19 protein-coding genes and 1 pseudogene are annotated in these 18,413 nt (G+C 56.5%); 2 read left to right on the top strand and 18 right to left on the bottom strand.

Going from position 1 to position 18,413, the window contains the following annotated elements:
- From KQI26_RS14085 to KQI26_RS14010, 17 genes and pseudogenes are all read right to left on the bottom strand, one after another.
- Positions 1 to 248, bottom strand: a 248-nt coding sequence (locus KQI26_RS14085; RefSeq protein ID WP_216504902.1) for a helix-turn-helix domain-containing protein, incomplete at its 3' end; no start/stop codon positions are given.
- Between the two features lie 167 nt (positions 249 to 415).
- Positions 416 to 973: a ComF family protein gene (locus tag KQI26_RS14080; protein WP_177614308.1), complete on the bottom strand. Its 558-nt coding sequence runs from the start codon at positions 971 to 973 to the stop codon at positions 416 to 418.
- 66 nt (positions 974 to 1,039) lie between these two features.
- Positions 1,040 to 1,111, bottom strand: a pseudogene (locus KQI26_RS15830) (hypothetical protein); the annotation flags it as partial.
- Positions 1,089 to 3,326 (bottom strand): ATP-dependent RecD-like DNA helicase, encoded by a 2,238-nt coding sequence (locus KQI26_RS14075; RefSeq protein ID WP_216504901.1) that lies wholly within the window; start codon positions 3,324 to 3,326, stop codon positions 1,089 to 1,091. The pseudogene KQI26_RS15830 and the gene KQI26_RS14075, both read right to left, overlap by 23 nt.
- Positions 3,262 to 3,585: a hypothetical protein gene (locus tag KQI26_RS14070; protein ID WP_216504900.1), complete on the bottom strand. Its 324-nt coding sequence runs from the start codon at positions 3,583 to 3,585 to the stop codon at positions 3,262 to 3,264. Before KQI26_RS14070 ends, KQI26_RS14075 begins: the two co-directional genes overlap by 65 nt.
- Positions 3,586 to 3,662: 77 nt before the next feature.
- Positions 3,663 to 5,075 (bottom strand): cysteine--tRNA ligase, encoded by a 1,413-nt coding sequence (gene cysS / locus KQI26_RS14065; protein WP_216504899.1) that lies wholly within the window; start codon positions 5,073 to 5,075, stop codon positions 3,663 to 3,665.
- 15 nt (positions 5,076 to 5,090) lie between these two features.
- A complete protein-coding gene (pgsA, locus tag KQI26_RS14060; RefSeq protein WP_118428121.1) occupies positions 5,091 to 5,639 on the bottom strand; it encodes a CDP-diacylglycerol--glycerol-3-phosphate 3-phosphatidyltransferase in 549 nt (182 codons plus the stop codon).
- Positions 5,640 to 5,656: 17 nt separating this feature from the next.
- A complete protein-coding gene (gene rimO / locus KQI26_RS14055; protein WP_253292877.1) occupies positions 5,657 to 6,985 on the bottom strand; it encodes a 30S ribosomal protein S12 methylthiotransferase RimO in 1,329 nt (442 codons plus the stop codon).
- A 4-nt stretch (positions 6,986 to 6,989) separates the two neighbouring features.
- Complete coding sequence (locus tag KQI26_RS14050; RefSeq protein ID WP_216504898.1) at positions 6,990 to 7,490, bottom strand: regulatory protein RecX; 501 nt, start codon at positions 7,488 to 7,490, stop codon at positions 6,990 to 6,992.
- Between the two features lie 21 nt (positions 7,491 to 7,511).
- The gene (gene recA / locus KQI26_RS14045; RefSeq protein ID WP_216504897.1) at positions 7,512 to 8,633 is read right to left on the bottom strand and encodes a recombinase RecA; all 1,122 of its coding nucleotides are present in this window, start codon (positions 8,631 to 8,633) and stop codon (positions 7,512 to 7,514) included.
- 67 nt (positions 8,634 to 8,700) lie between these two features.
- Positions 8,701 to 9,576 (bottom strand): peptide chain release factor N(5)-glutamine methyltransferase, encoded by an 876-nt coding sequence (gene prmC, locus KQI26_RS14040; protein WP_216504896.1) that lies wholly within the window; start codon positions 9,574 to 9,576, stop codon positions 8,701 to 8,703.
- 6 nt (positions 9,577 to 9,582) lie between these two features.
- Complete coding sequence (locus KQI26_RS14035; RefSeq protein WP_118748104.1) at positions 9,583 to 10,524, bottom strand: DUF1385 domain-containing protein; 942 nt, start codon at positions 10,522 to 10,524, stop codon at positions 9,583 to 9,585.
- Positions 10,499 to 12,013, bottom strand: a complete 1,515-nt coding sequence (locus tag KQI26_RS14030) for a HAMP domain-containing sensor histidine kinase (RefSeq protein ID WP_216504895.1) — start codon at positions 12,011 to 12,013, stop codon at positions 10,499 to 10,501. Before KQI26_RS14030 ends, KQI26_RS14035 begins: the two co-directional genes overlap by 26 nt.
- Positions 12,014 to 12,031: 18 nt before the next feature.
- On the bottom strand, positions 12,032 to 12,718 hold the full coding sequence (locus KQI26_RS14025; protein WP_216504894.1) for a response regulator transcription factor: 687 nt from the start codon (positions 12,716 to 12,718) through the stop codon (positions 12,032 to 12,034).
- Positions 12,719 to 12,720: 2 nt separating this feature from the next.
- Positions 12,721 to 14,094, bottom strand: a complete 1,374-nt coding sequence (locus KQI26_RS14020; protein WP_216504893.1) for a hypothetical protein — start codon at positions 14,092 to 14,094, stop codon at positions 12,721 to 12,723.
- Between the two features lie 194 nt (positions 14,095 to 14,288).
- Positions 14,289 to 14,702 carry a hypothetical protein gene (locus KQI26_RS14015; protein ID WP_118428129.1) on the bottom strand — a complete coding sequence of 138 codons (414 nt, stop codon included), beginning with the start codon at positions 14,700 to 14,702 and terminating at the stop codon, positions 14,289 to 14,291.
- Between the two features lie 110 nt (positions 14,703 to 14,812).
- On the bottom strand, positions 14,813 to 15,991 hold the full coding sequence (locus tag KQI26_RS14010) for a D-alanyl-D-alanine carboxypeptidase family protein (RefSeq protein ID WP_216504892.1): 1,179 nt from the start codon (positions 15,989 to 15,991) through the stop codon (positions 14,813 to 14,815).
- Between the two features lie 144 nt (positions 15,992 to 16,135).
- On the opposite strand from KQI26_RS14010, the gene mtaB reads away from it, so the two are divergent.
- Both mtaB and KQI26_RS14000 read left to right on the top strand, forming a co-directional pair.
- Positions 16,136 to 17,437 carry a tRNA (N(6)-L-threonylcarbamoyladenosine(37)-C(2))-methylthiotransferase MtaB gene (gene mtaB, locus KQI26_RS14005; protein ID WP_216504891.1) on the top strand — a complete coding sequence of 434 codons (1,302 nt, stop codon included), beginning with the start codon at positions 16,136 to 16,138 and terminating at the stop codon, positions 17,435 to 17,437.
- An 18-nt stretch (positions 17,438 to 17,455) separates the two neighbouring features.
- Complete coding sequence (locus tag KQI26_RS14000) at positions 17,456 to 18,139, top strand: hypothetical protein (protein ID WP_216504890.1); 684 nt, start codon at positions 17,456 to 17,458, stop codon at positions 18,137 to 18,139.
- A gap of 70 nt (positions 18,140 to 18,209) precedes the next feature.
- Here KQI26_RS14000 and KQI26_RS13995 read toward each other — a convergent pair.
- A partial coding sequence (locus KQI26_RS13995) for an IS3 family transposase (protein ID WP_216503868.1) occupies positions 18,210 to 18,413 on the bottom strand: 204 nt, incomplete at its 5' end.

The following is an 18,413-nucleotide window of genomic DNA, read 5'->3' as shown; positions in this document are numbered from 1 at the left end:
TCTTCTTCTACCTGCTTCGGCAACTGCTTTGGCGGACGACCCTTACTGCTGCGGCCACGCCGTTCGATGGCTAACCCTTCCGGCCCTTCTTCCAGGTAGATTCGCTCCCATGATTTGATTCGATCTCTGCTGTTTACCTCAAATCTACGGCAGGTTTCGCTGTAACTCAATTTCTCTTTCTGCATGGTTTCAATCACCAGTTTTTTGAATTCCGGCGTATATCGTTTGTTTGGTACTCCTTTTGGCATAGCAAAACACCCCACTTGTTAGATAGTATACCATACTGTCTAACAAATGGGGTGCTGTTCAAATTTCCTGTCCCTTTTTTATTTCTCCCTATTCTGCACAATGCGCTGGTACATCTGCGCCGCTTGGGCCAACTTTTCTGTCCCAGCCAAACAAAGTTCCATCCTCTTCATACCCGCTTTCCGGTTTTGTCCCCCGGACGCTTGGCAAAGGTGCGGGCAAACACCGCCCCATATACCTCCCGGGCCCCGGCCTCACGGAGCACCCGGGCACATTCCGACAGAGTACTGCCAGTGGTGAGTACATCGTCCACCACAAGCACCCGCCGGGAGCGAACAAGCGCCTCTTTTCCCGGCACCACGCCAAAGGCCCCCAGCACATTGGCCCGCCGCTGAGCCGCTTTCAGCTGGTACATAGGCCTTGTGTTCCGCCGCTTCTCCAGCAGCGGTTCCAGAGGAAGTCCCAGTTCTCTGGCCAACGGCTTGGCCAGCTTTTGCGCCTGCTCATATCCCCGCTTCCGTTTGACTTTTGGATGACAGGGCACATAACACACCAGATCGATCTGTTCCGAAAGACCGGTTTCCCGCACCCGGCTGGCCAGCAATACACCAAAAATCTCTCCGTTTTGAGCTGCCCCCCGGAACTTGAACCGGTGCACGCCACGGCGCACCTCTCCTTCATAAGGGTAAACGCACACCGAGCCCGCCACGAAAGGGAGCTTTCCCATTTTCCAGCCCTCTTTCAGCCTTTCCCGCCCGGCACAAGCCGGGCAAAGCTGGGCCGTTTTTTCTTTTCCCCAAAGAAAAGCGCCGCACAAAGCACACCGGGGCGGAAACAGCCAATCAAGTAAGGTCCATGGCTTCATAATAGCTCCTCAGCCGGTATTTGAGAGCACTGTACCGGCGGTTCTTCTGGTTGCTCTCCACCATCTGCTCCACCACACTCTGCCGCCCCACCAGCACCAGCAGCCGCTTGGCACGGGTGACGGCAGTATAAAGAATGCTGCGGTTGAGCAGCCGGGCCGGAGCCTGGAACACCGGCACGATCACCACTTCGTATTCGCTGCCCTGAGCCTTATGGGCGGTGATGGCATAGGCCGGTTCCAGCTGGTACAGATCGTCAAAGGAATAGGCTGCTTCCCGATCGTCAAAGCGTACCACCATCACCCGTTCAGAGCGGTCGATGTAGGTGATGATCCCGGTATCTCCATTGAACACCCCGGCCCCTACCTCGGCGGTGGCCGCGCTCTGCCACAAGATGTCGTAATTATTCCGCACCTGCATCACCCGATCCCCCAGGCGGAACACATAAGGGCCATGGCGCACTTCTGCCTTGCCCTCTCCCGGCGGGTTGAGCCGCTGCTGCAGAATGCGATTGAGGGAGACCGTGCCGCACATCTGCTGCCGGGTGGGGCAGACCACCTGGATGTTCTGTGGATCGATGCCGAAATGCCCGGGGATACGGGAAGAAACCAGGCTGGCCACCGTCTCTACCGCCTGCTCAGGTGCAGAGGCGGCGGAAAAATAGAAATCCCCCTGGGTCAGACGGAGCTCCGGCATCTCTCCCCGGTTGATCCGGTGGGCGTTCATGACGATCTGGCTATTCTGGGCCTGGCGGAAAATCTCAGTCAAGTGGACCTTGGGCACAAAATCACAGGCCAGCAAATCGGAGAAAACGCTGCCTGCCCACACCGGCGGCAGCTGATCGGCATCCCCGATGAGCACCAGACGGGTATGGGGTTTCATGGCCTCCAACAAAGAGGCAGTGAGGGAAATGTCCAGCATGGAGGCTTCATCCACCACGATCACATCGGCAGGCAGAGGGTTGTCCTTGTTCCGTTTGAAGCGCATCACCCCTTCTTCCGGGGAAAAGGCGGCTTCCAGCATCCGGTGCAGGGTCTTGGCCTCCCGGTAGCACACCTCACTGAGTTTTTTGGCCGCCCGGCCGGTGGGGGCACAGAGAAAAACCGTCAGACCATTCTGATCCAGCAGGGACAAAAGCCCCTGCACCGCTGTGGTTTTCCCGGTACCCGGCCCGCCGGTGATCAGGGACAAGGCCCCGTGGAAGCATAGACCCATGGCCTCCTTTTGCTTTTCCGCATAGGCCATCCCTTGCTCTTTCTCAGTGCGGGCAATCATCTTTTCCAGGTTCCGCGGCGCTTCCAGATGCATGCTCAGCAGCCTTACCACCTCCCGGGCCACGGTGTTCTCCTGACGGAACAGTGTGGCCAGATAGACCATGGGCTGGCTCCGGATATCCTCTTCCACCACCTGCTGCCGCTGCAACAGCTCCTCCAGCTGATCCTCCACATCCTCTTCCCCTGCGTCGCACAGAGATGCGGTGGCCGTCAGCAGTTTCTTCCGAGGAATAAAGCAATGGCCGCTTTGCAGATTGAAGGTAAGCTCATACAAAATAGCAGCCCGCAGCCGCACCGGACTCAGAAGGTCCATACCCATGTGCCGGGCGGCCTCGTCCACCTGGCCAAAATCCAGACCGAACCGCTCCTGGCACAAAAGATAGGGGTCCTCCCGCAAAGTCTGCTCTGCATAAGCTCCATAGACCTTGTAAACCCCGGCGGCGCACCACATGGGCAGGCCGCTTTCGGTGAAAAACTGCAAAAGGGCCCGCATGGCGTTTTGCTGGAGAAAATTCTGCTGGATCTCCCGGGCTTTCCGTGGGCTGATGCCCCTCACCGTCTCCAGAAGCTCCGGCTGGCTGGCCAGCACATCAAAGGTGTCCTCCCCAAATTTTTCCACAATGGCCATGGCGGTTTTGGGACCAATGCCCTTGACGGTGCGGGAGGCCAGATAGTCATAGATCCCCTGAGCCGTGGAAGGCAGCAGCCGTTCATAGGAGAGGACGGAAAACTGAGGGCCGTATTCCGGATGGGTCACATAGTTGCCGTAGGCGACGATGCTCTCCCCTGCCCCCAGATAGGGCATGACGCCGGTAATCACCAGCTCCTCCCCCACGCCCAGATCCACCCGGGCCACCGCCCAGCCGCTGTCGTCATTCTTATAAATCAGAGTATCCACTACCCCCTGGATCTTCTCCAGTTCCCGCTCTGTTGTCCCTTCCATCTGGGAAAACTCCCTCCTCTCCTTCTTCTTCCTGCTTCCAGGCCCCAGGGAAACGCAGGGCACACAGCCTTCTGGCCCACAGGAGCATCCGTTTCTGCTCCCAGGGGGTCAGTCCTTCCAGGGAAATATGTATATCCACCCGTAGTCTCCCCCTCAGATGGCAGAGCAAAACAAAGCTGTACCACTCCAGCACCCAGGCCGCAAGGCCCATACAGGCCAAGGCCGCAAGCAGGCTGACGGTATAAAAGCCGCAATCCACATCCATCCCCCCTTGGTGCAGGATATGCGCATTGCGGCTTTTGGGTGAGTCTTTTCCGGTTTTCTACCAGGGAAACATCATTTCTGACGGCTCCACTTGACGCCCTGCGGGGTGTCCTCCAGCAAGATGCCCTGGGCTTTCAGTTCATCCCGGATGCGGTCGGCGGTGGCAAAGTCCTTGTTTTTCCGGGCCTCCTGCCGCTGGGCGATCAGTTTTTCGATCTCCTCTTCCAGACCGCTCTCCTCCGGCTGGGAAAGCTGACGGGCCTTTTCCACCAGATCCAGAGACAACACCTGGTCAAAATCTTCCAGAAGCCACAACTTGGTGGTGTCGTTCACCGGTGCTTTTAGCACATCGTACACCGCAGTGACCGCCAAAGAGGTGTTCAGGTCGTTGTCCAAGCCCCGGCGGAAGTTCTCCTGCTGCGCCTTGGCCCCTTCTTTGTCCACTTCTTCCCCTTCCTTGGGAGAAAGGGCCGCCACTCTTTGCAGCAATTTCTGGTAGGCCAGAGCGGCATTCTGCATTCCTTCGTCGGAAAACACCAGAGACTTGCGATAATGGGACTGGAGGCAGAAGAAGCGATAAACCAGGGGATCATATCCCTGTTTTTCCAGCAGAGAGACGGTGAGGAACTCCCCTTTGGACTTGCTCATCTTGCCGCTGGTGGTATTGAGATGATGGACATGGAACCAGTAATTGCACCATTTATGGCCAAAATAGGCTTCGCTCTGGGCGATCTCATTGGTATGATGGGGGAAAGCGTTGTCGATGCCGCCCGCATGGATATCCAGCGTGTCTCCCAGATACCGGCGACTGATGCAGGAGCATTCAATGTGCCAGCCAGGATAACCTACGCCCCAGGGGCTATCCCACTTCAGTTCCTGGTCCTCAAACTTGGACTTGGTGAACCACAGCACAAAATCGGTTTTGTTCCGCTTGTTTGTGTCCTCCTCCACACCGTCCCGCACGCCCACGGCCAGGTCTTCCTGGTCCTGTTTGTTGAACACATAGTATTCCTTCAGCTTGGAGGTGTCGAAATACACATTGCCACCGGCCTCATAAGCAAAGCCCTTTTCCAGAAGGCCCTCAATCATCTCAATGAAATCCGGGATGCAGTTGGTGGCCGGCTCTACCACATCGGGCCGCTTGATGTTCAGTTTGCGGCAGTCTTCAAAAAAGGCGTCGGTATAAAACCGGGCGATCTCCATGACGGTTTTGTGTTCCCGCTTGGCGCCCTTGAGCATTTTATCCTCGCCGGTATCGGCATCGCTGGACAGATGCCCCACATCGGTGATGTTCATCACCCGGGTTACATCATACCCCAGATACCGCAGATATTTTTCCAGCACATCTTCCATGATATAGCTGCGCAGGTTGCCGATGTGGGCATAGTGATACACCGTGGGGCCGCAGGTATACATCTTCACCTTGCCCGGCTCCAGAGGCACAAATTCTTCCTTTTTCCGGGTGAGGCTGTTATACAGTTCCATGGCAGGGTCCTCCTGTTATTTTTTGGATGTGGCGCCGTCGGCCACGATATCCCAGTTGCGCTTCATATAGTCGAAACCGGAATAGAGGGTGATGAGGGTCATGGCCCAGCCGCTCACCGTCTGCACCACCATGGGCCAGCCCAGGATGTCGGTGAGGAAAATGGCGGCGGTGCCCACGATCTGCAAAGTGGTCTTCACCTTGCCCGACCAGGCAGCGGCCAGCACCCGGCCCTTGCCGATAGCCACGATGCGCAGGGAAGTGATGATGAATTCCCGGGCCAGGATGATGAACACCATCACGCTGTTCATCTCACTCCGCTGGATAAAGAGCAGCAGCGCAGCGCACACCAACAGTTTATCGGCCAGAGGGTCGACAAATTTGCCGAAATCGGTAATCTGATTGTAATGCCGGGCAATATAGCCGTCCAGCGCATCGGTCATGCTGGCCAGCAAAAAGATGCAAAGAGCGATGATATCGCAGGTCTGAGTGCCCTGATAGGCAAAATAGATGAAAAAGGGGATCATCCCCACCCGGATCAGGGTGATCTTATTGGCTGTGGTCATTTTTGCAGATTTCCTCCTTAACCGACGATTTCACCGTACAGTTCGGCGCCGACGCCGTTTTCGATCTCCACTGTGACAAAACTCCCCTCTTCCACCGGCTCTTCCGAATAGAAGTAGACGATACCGTCCACATCAGGGGAATCCATATAAGTGCGGCCAAAGTACATTTCGTGCTCTGCATCATAGCCGCAGCAAAGCACCTTCTGCTGTGTTCCCACCAAAGTCTGGGAGAACTGGTCCATCACCGCATCCTGTAGTTCCACCAAAATCTCCTGACGGCGGCGTTTTTCCTCTTCGGGAATCTGGTTTTCCATCCGGGCGGCCACGGTGCCTTCCTCCTGGGAATAGGCAAACACCCCGGCCCGCTCCAGTTTGTATTCATCCAGGAAACGGTACAGCTCGTCAAACTCCTCTTCGGTCTCCCCGGGGAAGCCCACAATGAGGGAAGTACGGATGACGGCATCGGGGAACCGGCGGCGAATGGTCTCCACCCGCTCCCGGATCAGTGCCCCATCCCCCCGCCGGTTCATGGCGGAAAGCACCCGGTCGCTGATATGCTGCATGGGGATATCAAAATAAGGAATGGCGTTTTCGTACTTTTTCATCACATCCAGCAGTTCATCGTCCAGCTCATCGGGATAGAGGTAATGCAGGCGCACCCATTCCACCCCGGGGATCTGGCAAAGTCCTTCCAGAAGCTCTGGCAGCATCCGCTTGCCATAGAGATCGGTGCCATAGCGGGTGGTGTCCTGGGCGATAACCAGCAGCTCTTTGGCTCCTTTTTCCGCCAAGGCCCAGGCCTCCTCCAGGATATTCTCCATGGGACGGCTGCGGAAGGGTCCCCGCAAAGCGGGAATGATGCAGTAGCTGCAATGGTTGTTGCACCCTTCGGCAATGCGCAGGAAAGCAGAATAGGGCTTTGTGAGAAGCTGCCGGTCTCCTTCCAGGGCCGCCTGGGCGCTTTGACCCAGATAGGCCTGACGGCGTCCGGCCAGAGCTCCCTTCACCGCCAGGACGATGTCGGTATAGCTTCCGGTGCCGCAGATGGCGTCCACCTCAGGCATCTCCTGGAGAATTTCCTCCTTATACCGCTCCACCAGACAGCCGGTGGCGATGAGAGCTTTCAGCTGCCCTTCTTCTTTCAGCCGAGCCTCTTCCAAAATGGTGTTGATGGCCTCCTGTTTGGCTTCGTCGATAAATCCACAGGTGTTGACAATGGCCACATCAGCCTTGCGGAGATCCTCCACGATCTCCATTCCCTCCCGGCGCAGCAGCGCCAGCATCTGCTCGGAATTGACCAGATTCTTGGCACAGCCCAGGGAATTCATATGAATCTTTATGGTCAAAAGTCTATTCCTCCCTATCTGCGGCAGTTTCCTGCTCTTCCTGCTCTTCCCTCAGCTGGGGATCGCAGTACACATCGATGGCGGTGTTGATCTGCTCCCAGGAAAAGCCTCGCCGGTACAGCCCGGCGGCGGCTTTGCGCAAAAGCCGTTTGTCGGTGTAGTGGCCCCGGATGGTTTTTTCCAGATAGGCCACCACCTGACGGCTGCAAGGGGCCAGACCGGGCAAAATCTCCTGGGCGATCTCCTGACTGATCCCCCGGCGGCGCAATTCCTGGTCCACCTTCTGCCGGCCAAACCCCCGGTCCACATAATACCGGGCCACCATGCGGGCATATTCCCCATCGTTGAGGGCGCCCAGTTCTGTCAGCCGTTCCACGGCGTAATCGATGCCCTCCTGGGGAAAGTTCTTGGCCGTCAGTTTGTCCCGCAGCATTTTTTCGCTCATGGCCCGAGGCGCCAGCAGCCGGGCGGCGTAATCCAATACCGCTTTGCTCTGCTCGTTCATGCCCCTACCGTCCTTTGTTTGTTATTCCTTGTCATCCTCAAAATCATCGGCAAACACTTCCACACCACCTTTGGCCGCCGCCGGAGCCCGGGGAGCCGGGGGCGCTGGAGGTGTGGCGGCCTTGGCTGGGGCTTTTCCGCCCCGGGCATTGTTTTCCGCCAATTTGTCCTTCAGAGCCTGACGGACGGCTTCTTCCACCTGCTGGGCCTCTTCCGGATTGTCCCGGAAATACTGCTTGGCCGCATCCCGGCCCTGGCCCAGGCGGGTCTCGCCCCGGTAATACCAGGCGCCACTCTTTTGCAGCACGCCCAGATCGCAGCCCAGATCCAGGATCTCACCCAGCTTGGAAATACCTTCGCCGTACATAATGTCAAACTGGGCCTCCTTGAAGGGAGGTGCCATTTTGTTTTTCACCACTTTGGCCTTGGTGCGGCTTCCGATATTGGTGCTGCCGTTTTTGATGTGCTCGGCCCGGCGGATCTCAATGCGCACGCTGGAATAGAATTTCAGCGCCCGGCCGCCAGTGGTCACTTCCGGATTGCCGTAGACCACACCCACCTTTTCACGCAGCTGGTTGATGAAAATAACCACACAGTTGGATTTGGAGATGGCGCCGGCCAGCTTCCGCAAAGCCTGGGACATGAGCCGGGCATGAAGACCCACAAAGGAGTCGCCCATCTCCCCTTCGATTTCGGCCCGGGGCACCAGAGCGGCCACCGAGTCCACCACTACCACATCCACCGCGCCGCTGCGCACCAGGGCCTCGGTGATTTCCAATGCCTGCTCGCCGGTGTCAGGCTGAGAGACCAGCAACCGGTCTACATCCACGCCCAGGGCTTTGGCATACACCGGGTCCAGAGCGTGCTCCGCATCGATGAAGGCGGCTTCGCCCCCATCTTTCTGGGCCGCTGCGGCCACATGCAGGGCCAATGTGGTCTTACCGGAAGATTCCGGCCCGTAGATCTCCACAATACGCCCTCTGGGCACACCGCCGATCCCCAAAGCCAGATCCAGGGCGATGGAGCCGGTGGAGATGGCTTCCACATTCATGGCTGTATTTTCTCCCAGGCGCATGACCGAGCCTTTGCCATAGGCCTTTTCGATCTGCGCCAGGGCTGTTTCCAATGCTTTCTTCTTATCCATAGTGTAACCCCCTATCGTGACACCAGTATACACCCTGGCATCAGATTATGCAACATTTGTTCGCTTTTTACGCCTTCTCCGGCGGTGTGCGCACGCCGGTGACTACCCGCTCCACACCGGTGAAATCCCGGAGGATGCGGATATCTTCATAACCGTTTTCCCGCAAAATTTCCTCCACCTGCGGAGCCTGGCCCATGCCGCATTCAAAGGCCAGCATACCATTTTTGGTCAGGGCGTCTTTGAAATTCACGGCAATGGCCCGATAGAAATCCAGTCCGTCGGTCCCGCCGTCCAGAGCCTCGTGAGGCTCATAATCCTTGACGCTCACATCCAGCTCTGGAATGTCCCCTGTGGGGATATAGGGCGGATTGGAGACAATCAGATTGAATTTGCCCAGTGCCTGATCACAGGGCTCCAAAGCGTTCTGGGCCACAGGCAATCCCCGGAAGGTCAGCCGGTGGCGCACCAGATTCTCCTTGGTCACCGCCAGGGCTTCCTCGGAAGTGTCGGCAAAGACACAGCTTATGGTATCCGGCAGGTTTTTCAGCAAAGCGATTCCCACGCAGCCGCTGCCACAGCACAGATCCAAAATCCGTCCCCGTTCCCGGCGGCTGAAAAAGGCCAGGCCGGCATCCACCAGCGTCTCGGTATCTGGCCGGGGGATGAGCACGCCGGGGGTCAGGATAAAGGTAAGGGAATAAAAATCCCATTCCCCGATGATATGGGCCAGGGGTTCCCCTTTCAGACGGCGGCTTTTCAGCTCTTCCAGCCGCTTCAGCTGCTCGTCAAAAAGGTAACTCCCGCTGCGCTCATTGAATTCCGCCCGGGGGATCTCCAGGGCAAAAGCCAGCAGTTCCTTGGCCTCCAAAGGGGCCGAGGTGACCCCGTGATGGCGCAGTTCATTGCGCAAGTCCAAATATACATCCGAAATGGTGCCTACCATATCCCATTACCACCTGTCTTCTCCTTGATTTTCGGGAATGACCCGCCGGATGGCTTCAATGGCCACCTCCATCATGCTGTCATCGGGCTCATTGGTTGTAAAGCGCTGCAAAAACAGGCCCGGCGCCCGCAGAGCCATGGAAAGCCAGTTATCATGACGGCCCACCCACCGGTTGATCTCATAGCTGATGCCCACCACCAAAGGCAGAAGCAAAAGCCGCAGGGCCATACGCACCCAGGGGCTCTGCCAGGTGAACACCGAAAAGACCAGAATACTGATGATCATCACCACAAACAAAAAGCTGGTGCCGCAGCGGGGATGAAACCGGCTGCACCGGCGGATGTTGTCCACCGTCAGCTCCCAGCCTTTTTCATAGCAGGCGATGGTTTTGTGTTCGGCCCCATGGTACATATAGGTCCGCTTGATATCGCTCTGCTTGGAAGTGACAATAATAAAAGCCAGGAAAATCAGAATGCGCACCACGCCTTCCAGCAGATTGCGCACAATGCTGGAAGAGCCGGCCGGTAGAAATCCCGCCAGCAGGGTGGGCAGCAAAATAAACAGAGCCACAGGCAGAGCAATGCCGGTGACCAGAGCAAAACCCATGAGAATTTTGTCCAGCTTCTCACTGCCAAATTTCTTCAGAAGCCAGCTTTCCACCTTTCCCGGCTGCTGCGAGGGGTCTTCTTCCTCAAAAAACTCAGCGGAATAGGTCAGGGCGCTGATGCCGTATTTCATGGAATCCCAAAATCCCAGAACGCCCCGGATCAATGGCAGGCGCAGCACCGGATTTTTCCGGATGGTGCCCACTTCTTCTTCCTTTATGGCAAACTCCCCATCGGGCTTGCGCACGACGATGGCGGTCTTGCGAGGCCCGCGCATCAGAATGCCCTCGATAAGGGCTTGGCCGCCGATGGTGGTTTTAAATTCCTTCGGTTGTTGTTTCATCGGTTCCTCCCATAGATGGGGCCAGGGGCAGACGGATGCTCACCGTGGTGCCCTCCCCATAAACACTGTCAATATCCAGAGAGCCGTCGTGCATGGCCACGATCTCATCGCACACGGCCAGACCGATGCCGGCCCCTCTCTGGCGGGCGCTGCCCTTGAAGAATTTTTCCTTGACCAACGGCAGCTCATCGGCGGGAATGCCCTGGCCATAGTCCCGGATACGCACCACGGCGCTTTGTTCCTCCACACCGATGGAGATCTCCACCTTGCCGCCGCTGACGCCATATTTTGCGGCGTTGTCGATGATATTGAGGAACACCTGGCGCAGCCGATTCCGGTCGCCGCTGACATACACCGGCTGAGAAGGTTCGTGATAGCTGGTTTCGATGCCCTCCTGCCGAAGCATCTCGTTATAGACAAACAGGGCGTCGTACACTTCTCCCCGCAGATCCAGCACTTCGGTCTGGAGTTTCATCCGGCCGCTTTCCAGCCGGGAAAAGTCCAGCAGTTCTTCCACCATCCGGGAAAGACGGGTGGTCTCTTTGCGGATGATATCCAGGCCGGTCTCCACGGTGTTTTTGTCATCCAGATTGTTTTCCACCGTCTCGGCCCAGCCGCCGATGGCGGTAAGAGGAGTACGCAGCTCGTGGGACACCGAAGAGATAAAGTCATTTTTCAATTTTTCCATCCGGGCGATCTCGGTGGACATATTGTTGATGGTGTTGCAAAGCTCACCCATTTCATCCCGGAAATCCATATCCAACCGGGCTCCATACTGTCCTTGGGCGATTTTCTGAGCCAGTTCGTTGATTTTCAGCACCGGATTGACGATGGAATGAATGAAAAACTGGTTGGTCACCGTGAGTAAAAGCAGCACGGCCAGGGCGGCCCCAGCCAGCATCAGATAAATCTGCCCCACTTGCCGGTCCAGCAGCTTGAGAGATGTGACAAAACGCACTTCCCCAATGAGATCCTGGCTGTTTTTCCGGAACACCGGAGCAGTCACCGCCATGATCCGTTCTTCTGTGGAGGGGTCATAACCGGTGAACGACTGCATCTCCCCGGTCTCGATGCACAGGTTCACATCGTTGGTGGCCGGCACCGTGCCCGCCACGAGTCCCGTGGACGAGCTGATGATCAGCCCGTTGCTGTCCAACACCTGCATTTCCATTTTATCTTTGTCGCCGAACTCGGTGATCTGCTGCTGGGCATAGCCATAAAACTCATCATAAGTAGAGCTCATATAGGAAGAAAAGTTTTTGGCACTGGAATTGGCCCGGCTTTGCAGGCTGGTATGGAGGGAATCGTAAAAATAATTGGTGGTGGCCGCCCCCACGGCAATGAACATGATGGCAAGCAAAAGCACGACGATGCTCATGTTGTTGACGATCCACCGCCGTTTGATCCCACTCATTTTATGCCGGCTCAGCCAAAGGGCCGCTTTTTTCATGTGGCCATCCCCTGTTGGTTTTTTGATTCCCTCAGCCATTCTTTTCCGCACTCCTGTTTAGGCTTCCCATTTATAGCCGAATCCCCAGATGGTGGCGATATACTTGGGGGCCGCGGCATCGTCTTCGATTTTCAGCCGCAGACGGCGGATGTTCACATCCACCACTTTCAGATCTCCGTGATAATCCCGGCCCCATACCTCGTTCATGATTTCGTCCCGGGCCAGGGCACGCCCCCGGTTTTCCAGAAAATTTTTCATCAGCAGATATTCCACCTGGGTCAGATCGATCCGCTGGCCGTTTTTCATCAGCTCCCGGGAACGAAGATTCAAAGAGAACGGTCCGGAGGTGATCACATCGGCATTGAAACTGCCCTGGGTCAGACGGCGATACAAGGCGTCCACCCGGGCCACCAGCTCCACCACCGAAAAGGGCTTGCCCACATAATCGTCCGCCCCGGTCATAAAGCCGTTGATCTTGTCGTTTTCCTGGGACAGGGCGGTGAGCATGATGATGCCCATCCGGCTGCCGCTGCCCCGGATGCGGCGGCAGACTTCGAAGCCGTCAATGTCCGGGAGCATCACATCCAGAATGGCCACATCCACATCGTTGTGGGTGCGCACATAGGTGACCGCATCCTCTCCCAAGGCAAACTCCGCCGTCTCATATCCGGCCCGCTTCAGATTGATGACCACAAAGCTGCGGATATTGTCCTCATCTTCCAGAATCAATACTTTTTTATTCATAATCAGCTGAAAACCTCCGAAGCCCATTCCTTTGTGATTGCATGAAAACTCCGCGCCACCTGATCGGCGCTGAGGGACAACTGGGGATAGCCGTTTTCCGGCAAAGAATAACCATAAATGGCATTGTCGCTGGTGTACAGCCACTCCATGCCGCTGCTGGCAAAATACTCCTGCCGGTTATTCCCGGTAAACACCCAGATCTGGAGCAGCACATTATCCGATCCTTGGAACAGATATCCCTCCTCGGCCCCTTCCACCGGCACCAGGAAGGTGGTTTTGATGATCCCCGCTTCACTCTTCCGCTGGGCGCTCACATTGCTGCCCCAGGTCTCCGGCCACTGGAAATACCATCCGTCCGCCGGGGAATGGAAGGTCTCCACCGCCACCCCATTGGTGTTGCCGTTTTCAAACCGGGTCCAGCGCAGCTTCCACAGGGTGTCGGCCGCCTCCGGATCGGTGTAGCCGGGGAGCATATCTGCCAGAGGTACTTCCGGCATCCCGTCGTTGTCGATATCCTGACAGGTGATGTTCACCGGACGCCAGGTGGCGGCACTGCGCTTGCTGCCGCTGCCCAGGGTGGTATTGGTCAAAACGCCGCTGCGCAGCTCCACAATGTCGGTGATATAGCCGCCGGTGGCCGTCAGGCTGTCCACATACAGGGAAAGGCCCCACTGGCCAGGCTTGGTGCTTTTTGTGATCTTCACCACATTTTTCACATCAGAGGACAGCGGTGTCTGGGAGATCTCGGTGCATTCTCCATTGCGGAAACCATAGGCCGTCATCACCATGGCGCTGCTCACCCGGTCGAAGGCGGTGAGGAAAATCTCATCCACCCCGTCATAGTTCACATCCACAATATAGGAATTGCTGTACCGGACAGCCAGCGCTTCATTCAGCCCATCGCTGCCCAGAGTGTGCACCGACATTCCCGAGGCACTGTCGTCCTCCATGCCCCAGCTGAGGGCGATGGCCCGGGCGCCATTGTTTTGACACCGGGGATAGGATACCTCCTTCAAATACCGTCCGTATCCCTTTGCATGCCCCAGCTCCACATAGTCATCCCCTTGGCGCTTGTGAACATAGATCATATATTCGCCGCTGGTGGAACTGCGATAAAAGGAAATGATCTCCTTTTGTCCGTCCCCGTCGATATCCTGCTGCTGCATGGCCTGACGGTTTTGTCCGCTTTCGGCCACGGTCGGGATATACCCCTGGGCCAAAATAGCGTCCACCTCCTGCTGCAGCGCCAGATATTCTCCCGGCAGCCGGGGCAGGCTGGCCAAAGCGTCACCGCTTTCCACCGAACAGCCGCTGATGGACAGGGCCGACACGATGGCCATCGCCGCCGCCAAAAACTTTTTTCCCAGTCGTTTCACACAGAACCCTCTTTGCTTCATCGTTCGTGAAAAAAATATGCCTGCAGCCCGCAAAACCACAGAGGTCCATTGGGCCTTTTATCATTGTAACATAAAGCGCGGCAAATGGGAATGTGAAAAAGGCCAAATTTCTGCCTTCTTCCGGCAAAAAAGAGCGGGCGGAGCTTTTGCCCCGCCCGCTCGCTTCCGCGCACTTAGAAATACTTTTTGATCTTGTCTGTGGCCCGGCTCACATCGGTGCTCAGGCTGACAGTGAACTTGACGCCGGTCTTTTCGCTGAAAGCGTCCAGACGAGCCAGGAAGGATTCGATGGCTTCCACATCATCGCTGCCCACGATCTTCAGAGTGCTGTCGATGAAGATATGGGTGATGTCATAATTGCCGGCATACATACCGTTGACGAAGGCCACCAGAGTTTCAAAGCTGCCCTGGAAATCATACTCGGTGATGTCCACCAGCTTGGCGTTGTGGTTCAGGTCAAAGCGCAGCTTCTGCCCCAGTTCGATGCAGACCACATTGCCCGACTCGTTTTCCACCGCGTTATTTACAAGATCGATAAGATGCTTAGTTTTTCCACTTCCGGGAAGGCCCATAAAGACTTTTACCATAAGTGCGTTCCTCCTAACAGTTGTTTATCAAATGATATCATAAACCATCAAGAGTTACAACCGGATTTCTCGAAGATTTCGCAAATCCCCTGGGAGATTTTAAATTTTTTTCACATTCTCCCCTCTTCCCGCTCCATGGCGCACACTGTAAAAAGTTCCAAAAACAGGCCGGCCGGGCTCTTTTTCGCCACCTTTTCCGCCGTAACCACCGGAATTCGGGCAATTTCTTCTCCTTGGCTGCGGATGGTGAGAAGACCGGCCCGGGCTCCCGCTTTCACCGGGGCCGACAGGGAGGGCGCCATCACCAGTTCCTTTTCCAGAGTGGACACCAGCTCTTTTTTCAGCACCAAAGGAGGCCGCTCCTCCAGCTGGCAGAGTACATACTCCTGTTTTCCCAGCAGCACCTTCACCGGCATAATGGGCTGATCCGCTGTGATGGTCACCGCCTGATAACCGGCAAAGCCGTAATTGAGAAGGGCGGCAGCGTCGGCATTGCGGCTTTGTGAATCGGCCGCTCCCATGACCACAGCGATGAGGGACAGACCATCCCGCTCCGCCGTGGCCGACAGGCAATATCCCGCCCCGGTGGTGTAGCCGGTTTTCAGCCCCGTCATTCCCTGGTATGTATTGATCATCTTGTTGGTATTGGTCAAACCAAAGGTGCCATTTCGCACCCAATCGGTCCAGATCTTGGTATAATCAAAGATTCTCTCATGGCCGATCAGCTGACGGGACATAATGGCGATATCCCGGGCCGTGGTCACATGGCCGTCAGCAGGCAAACCGTTGCAGTTCTGGAAATGGGTGTTTGTCATACCCAACTGTGCGGCCCGCTCATTCATCCGGGCCACAAAGGCCTCCTCGGTGCCCGCCAGATGCTCCGCCAGCGCCACGGCACAGTCGTTGGCCGAAGCCACTGCCACCGATTTGAGCATTTCATCCACCGTCATCTGCTCGTTTTCCTTCAGGTAGATCTGACTGCCTCCCATGCTGGCCGCATAGGCCGAGGTGGTCACCATCTCATCCAGGGTGATCTGACCACTCTCCAAGGCCTCCATCACCAAAAGCATGGTCATCACCTTGGTGACGCTGGCCGGTTCTCGGGGCGTGTCGGCATCCTTTTCATAAAGCACGGTGCCGTCCTCACTCATCAGGATGGCGCTGGGGGCCTGGATGCCCGTCAGCTGCTGGAGCTGCTCGCTTTCCGGCACCTGGGCGGCCTGCCCGCCTCCCCACAGCATTCCCAAGCTCAAAACCATGGCCAAAACTTTCTTTCCGCATTTCTTCATCGCACTGTCCCCTTTCTCCTGTGGTAAAGTCTATGCACCTCCTTTTTTCTCCATGCCTTCCTCGCCCTTTACCCCAGGGATTTTTTCCGTTATAATGCTGTCAGATGACAAAACAAATCCCACTTTTCCTTTGGATGGTGAATTATGAAAATCGCATTTTACACCCTGGGCTGCAAAACCAATCAATTTGAAACCCAGGCTCTGGAGACTCTGTTTGAACAGCGTGGGCACACCATCGTGCCCTTTGACGAATTTGCCAATGTGTATATCGTCAACACCTGCACCGTCACCGCTCTCAGCGACAAAAAGTCCCGCAATGCCGCCCGCCGGTGCAAAAAAATCAACCCCCAGGCCACTTTGATCGTCTGCGGCTGTTACAGCCAGATGGAGCCGGAGCAGGCCCGGGAGATGTGCGGCGCCGACATTGTGGTGGGCACCGGATGTAAGGGCCAGATCGTGGAACTGGCCGAACAGGCCCAGGCTGAGGCTTCCTTCCCCGGCGGCAGCGCCGTGCAGGAAGCCCGGGAATTTGAAGTGCTTCCCGCCGGAGGTTTGCGAGGCCGCACCAGGGCTTTGCTCAAGGTACAGGACGGCTGCCAGAATTTCTGCACCTACTGCATCATCCCCTATGCCCGTGGCCGCTGCCGCTCCATTCCTCTCACGGAAGCCGTCCGCCAGGCCGCTTTCCTGGAAAAAGAAGGCTATCAGGAAATCGTGGTCACCGGCATCGAGGTCAGCTCCTATGGCATCGATCTGCCCGATCATCCCTCCCCAGCCGCTTTGCTGGCTGCCATCTGCCGGGCCGCGCCCCATACCCGTATCCGGGTAGGCTCCCTGGAGCCCCGGACCATTACCCCGGAATTTCTAGAGGAAGTGGGGCCCTATCCCAATCTGTGTCCCCATTTCCATCTGTCTTTGCAAAGCGGATGCCCGGACACCCTGCGCCGCATGAACCGGAAATACACCCCGGAACGTTATGCCCAATCGGTGGAAATGCTGCAAGCCGCCTACCTCGGCTGCGCTGTGACCACCGACCTGATCGTGGGCTTCCCCGGGGAAAGCCGGGAGGATTTTGAAGAGAGTCTGGCTTTTGTAGAAGCCTGCGGCCTGGCCCAGGTCCATGTATTCCCCTATTCCCGGCGCAAGGGCACCCCGGCCTATTCCATGCCAAACCAGATTCCCCAGAAGGAAAAGGAAGAACGGAGCCGGGAAGCGATCGGACGCTTTCACACACTTCACCAGAATTTCCTCCGTTCCAAAGTGGGCCAGGTGCTGCCGGTTCTCTTTGAGCAGGAGAAGGATGGACTGTCCAGCGGCTTCTCCCCGGAATACTGTGAAGTGCGGGTGAACGAAAAAGAACTGCACAACCAGCTGCTTTCGGTGCGCATCACCGGCCTTTCAGAAGACGGCTGGCTCACCGGCTCCATCCTGCCGGAAAACCCATAACAAAAGGGAGGTCTTTCCATGAAACAACAATGGTCCCGTATTCTTTGGGGAATTCTTCTCATTCTGGCCGGCCTGGGCTATGCCGGGGATGTGATGGGCTTCTGGCATTTTGATTTGTTCTTCGCCGGATGGTGGAGCCTGTTTATCATCATCCCCTGTGTAGTTTCCATTGTGGAAAACGGCTTTGACACCGGCAACTCCTTAGGTCTTGTTTTCGGCCTGATGCTGCTGTTTTCCGCCCAGGGCATCCTCAGCTGGCACCGGATGATCCAGCTGCTCTTCCCTGCTCTGCTCATCATTCTGGGCATCGGCCTTCTGGCCCGGCCCCGGCAGGTGCCAGTGCCCGCCGGAGAGGTTCCGCCTGCGGATCTGGGCCATACACCGGAGCTTTCCGCCGTCTTTTCCCAGGAGACCCGGCGCATTGCCAACACCATCACCGGCGGCGCCCGTCTCACCGCAGTCTTTGGTTCTCTGACGGTGGATCTGCGGGACGCCGTCATCGCCCAGGATATTCAGCTGGAAACCACCGCCGTTTTCGGCTCCGTTCATTTGCTCTTGCCAGAAAACACTCTGGTCTACACCAAGGGCGTCTCCCTGTTCGGCCGCACCCACAACCTGATGCCCTCCAGTTTGCCGGACAACTCCCCCAAGATCTATCTGGATGCCACCAATGTGTTTGGCTCCACTCATGTGCAGCCCTGAAGCATAAAAAAACTCCCAGCCACATGAAGTGACCCCAAAAAATTAGACAATATTCTGAAGTAAAAATTGTTCAAGCAGCCGAAAGGGCTTGCTGTCTGTGAATTGCAGGCGGCAAGCCCTTTAGCTTTGCCTTAATCCTGCGGTTGTTGTAGTAGTCCAGATACTCAATGAGCTCCTGTTTGAAGTGCTCCATGGACTGAAATTCCTGCAGATACAATAGCTCACTTTTGAGCAGCCCAAAGAAGTTTTCTATCACAGCATTGTCCAGACAGTT

The sequence above is a fragment of the Intestinimonas sp. MSJ-38 genome (assembly GCF_018917925.1).
Classification (GTDB): Bacteria; Bacillota; Clostridia; order Oscillospirales; family Butyricicoccaceae; genus Pseudobutyricicoccus.
The sequence above is the reverse complement of the archived record's forward strand: the minus strand, read 5'-3'. Positions and strand labels throughout refer to the sequence as shown.

Excerpts from the sequence above, each read along its gene's own strand:
- KQI26_RS14010 (WP_216504892.1), bottom strand. The coding sequence starts at position 15,991 with ATGAAGAAATGCGGAAAGAAAGTTTTGGCCATGGTTTTGAGCTTGGGA.
- KQI26_RS14035 (WP_118748104.1), bottom strand. The coding sequence starts at position 10,524 with ATGAAACAACAACCGAAGGAATTTAAAACCACCATCGGCGGCCAAGCC.
- recA (WP_216504897.1), bottom strand. The coding sequence starts at position 8,633 with ATGGATAAGAAGAAAGCATTGGAAACAGCCCTGGCGCAGATCGAAAAG.
- prmC (WP_216504896.1), bottom strand. The coding sequence starts at position 9,576 with ATGGTAGGCACCATTTCGGATGTATATTTGGACTTGCGCAATGAACTG.
- KQI26_RS14030 (WP_216504895.1), bottom strand. The coding sequence starts at position 12,013 with ATGGCTGAGGGAATCAAAAAACCAACAGGGGATGGCCACATGAAAAAA.
- pgsA (WP_118428121.1), bottom strand. The coding sequence starts at position 5,639 with ATGACCACAGCCAATAAGATCACCCTGATCCGGGTGGGGATGATCCCC.
- KQI26_RS14015 (WP_118428129.1), bottom strand. The coding sequence starts at position 14,702 with ATGGTAAAAGTCTTTATGGGCCTTCCCGGAAGTGGAAAAACTAAGCAT.
- KQI26_RS14025 (WP_216504894.1), bottom strand. The coding sequence starts at position 12,718 with ATGAATAAAAAAGTATTGATTCTGGAAGATGAGGACAATATCCGCAGC.
- KQI26_RS14075 (WP_216504901.1), bottom strand. The coding sequence starts at position 3,326 with ATGGAAGGGACAACAGAGCGGGAACTGGAGAAGATCCAGGGGGTAGTG.
- KQI26_RS14000 (WP_216504890.1), top strand. The coding sequence starts at position 17,456 with ATGAAACAACAATGGTCCCGTATTCTTTGGGGAATTCTTCTCATTCTG.
- KQI26_RS14050 (WP_216504898.1), bottom strand. The coding sequence starts at position 7,490 with ATGAACGAGCAGAGCAAAGCGGTATTGGATTACGCCGCCCGGCTGCTG.
- KQI26_RS14080 (WP_177614308.1), bottom strand. The coding sequence starts at position 973 with ATGGGAAAGCTCCCTTTCGTGGCGGGCTCGGTGTGCGTTTACCCTTAT.
- cysS (WP_216504899.1), bottom strand. The coding sequence starts at position 5,075 with ATGGAACTGTATAACAGCCTCACCCGGAAAAAGGAAGAATTTGTGCCT.
- mtaB (WP_216504891.1), top strand. The coding sequence starts at position 16,136 with ATGAAAATCGCATTTTACACCCTGGGCTGCAAAACCAATCAATTTGAA.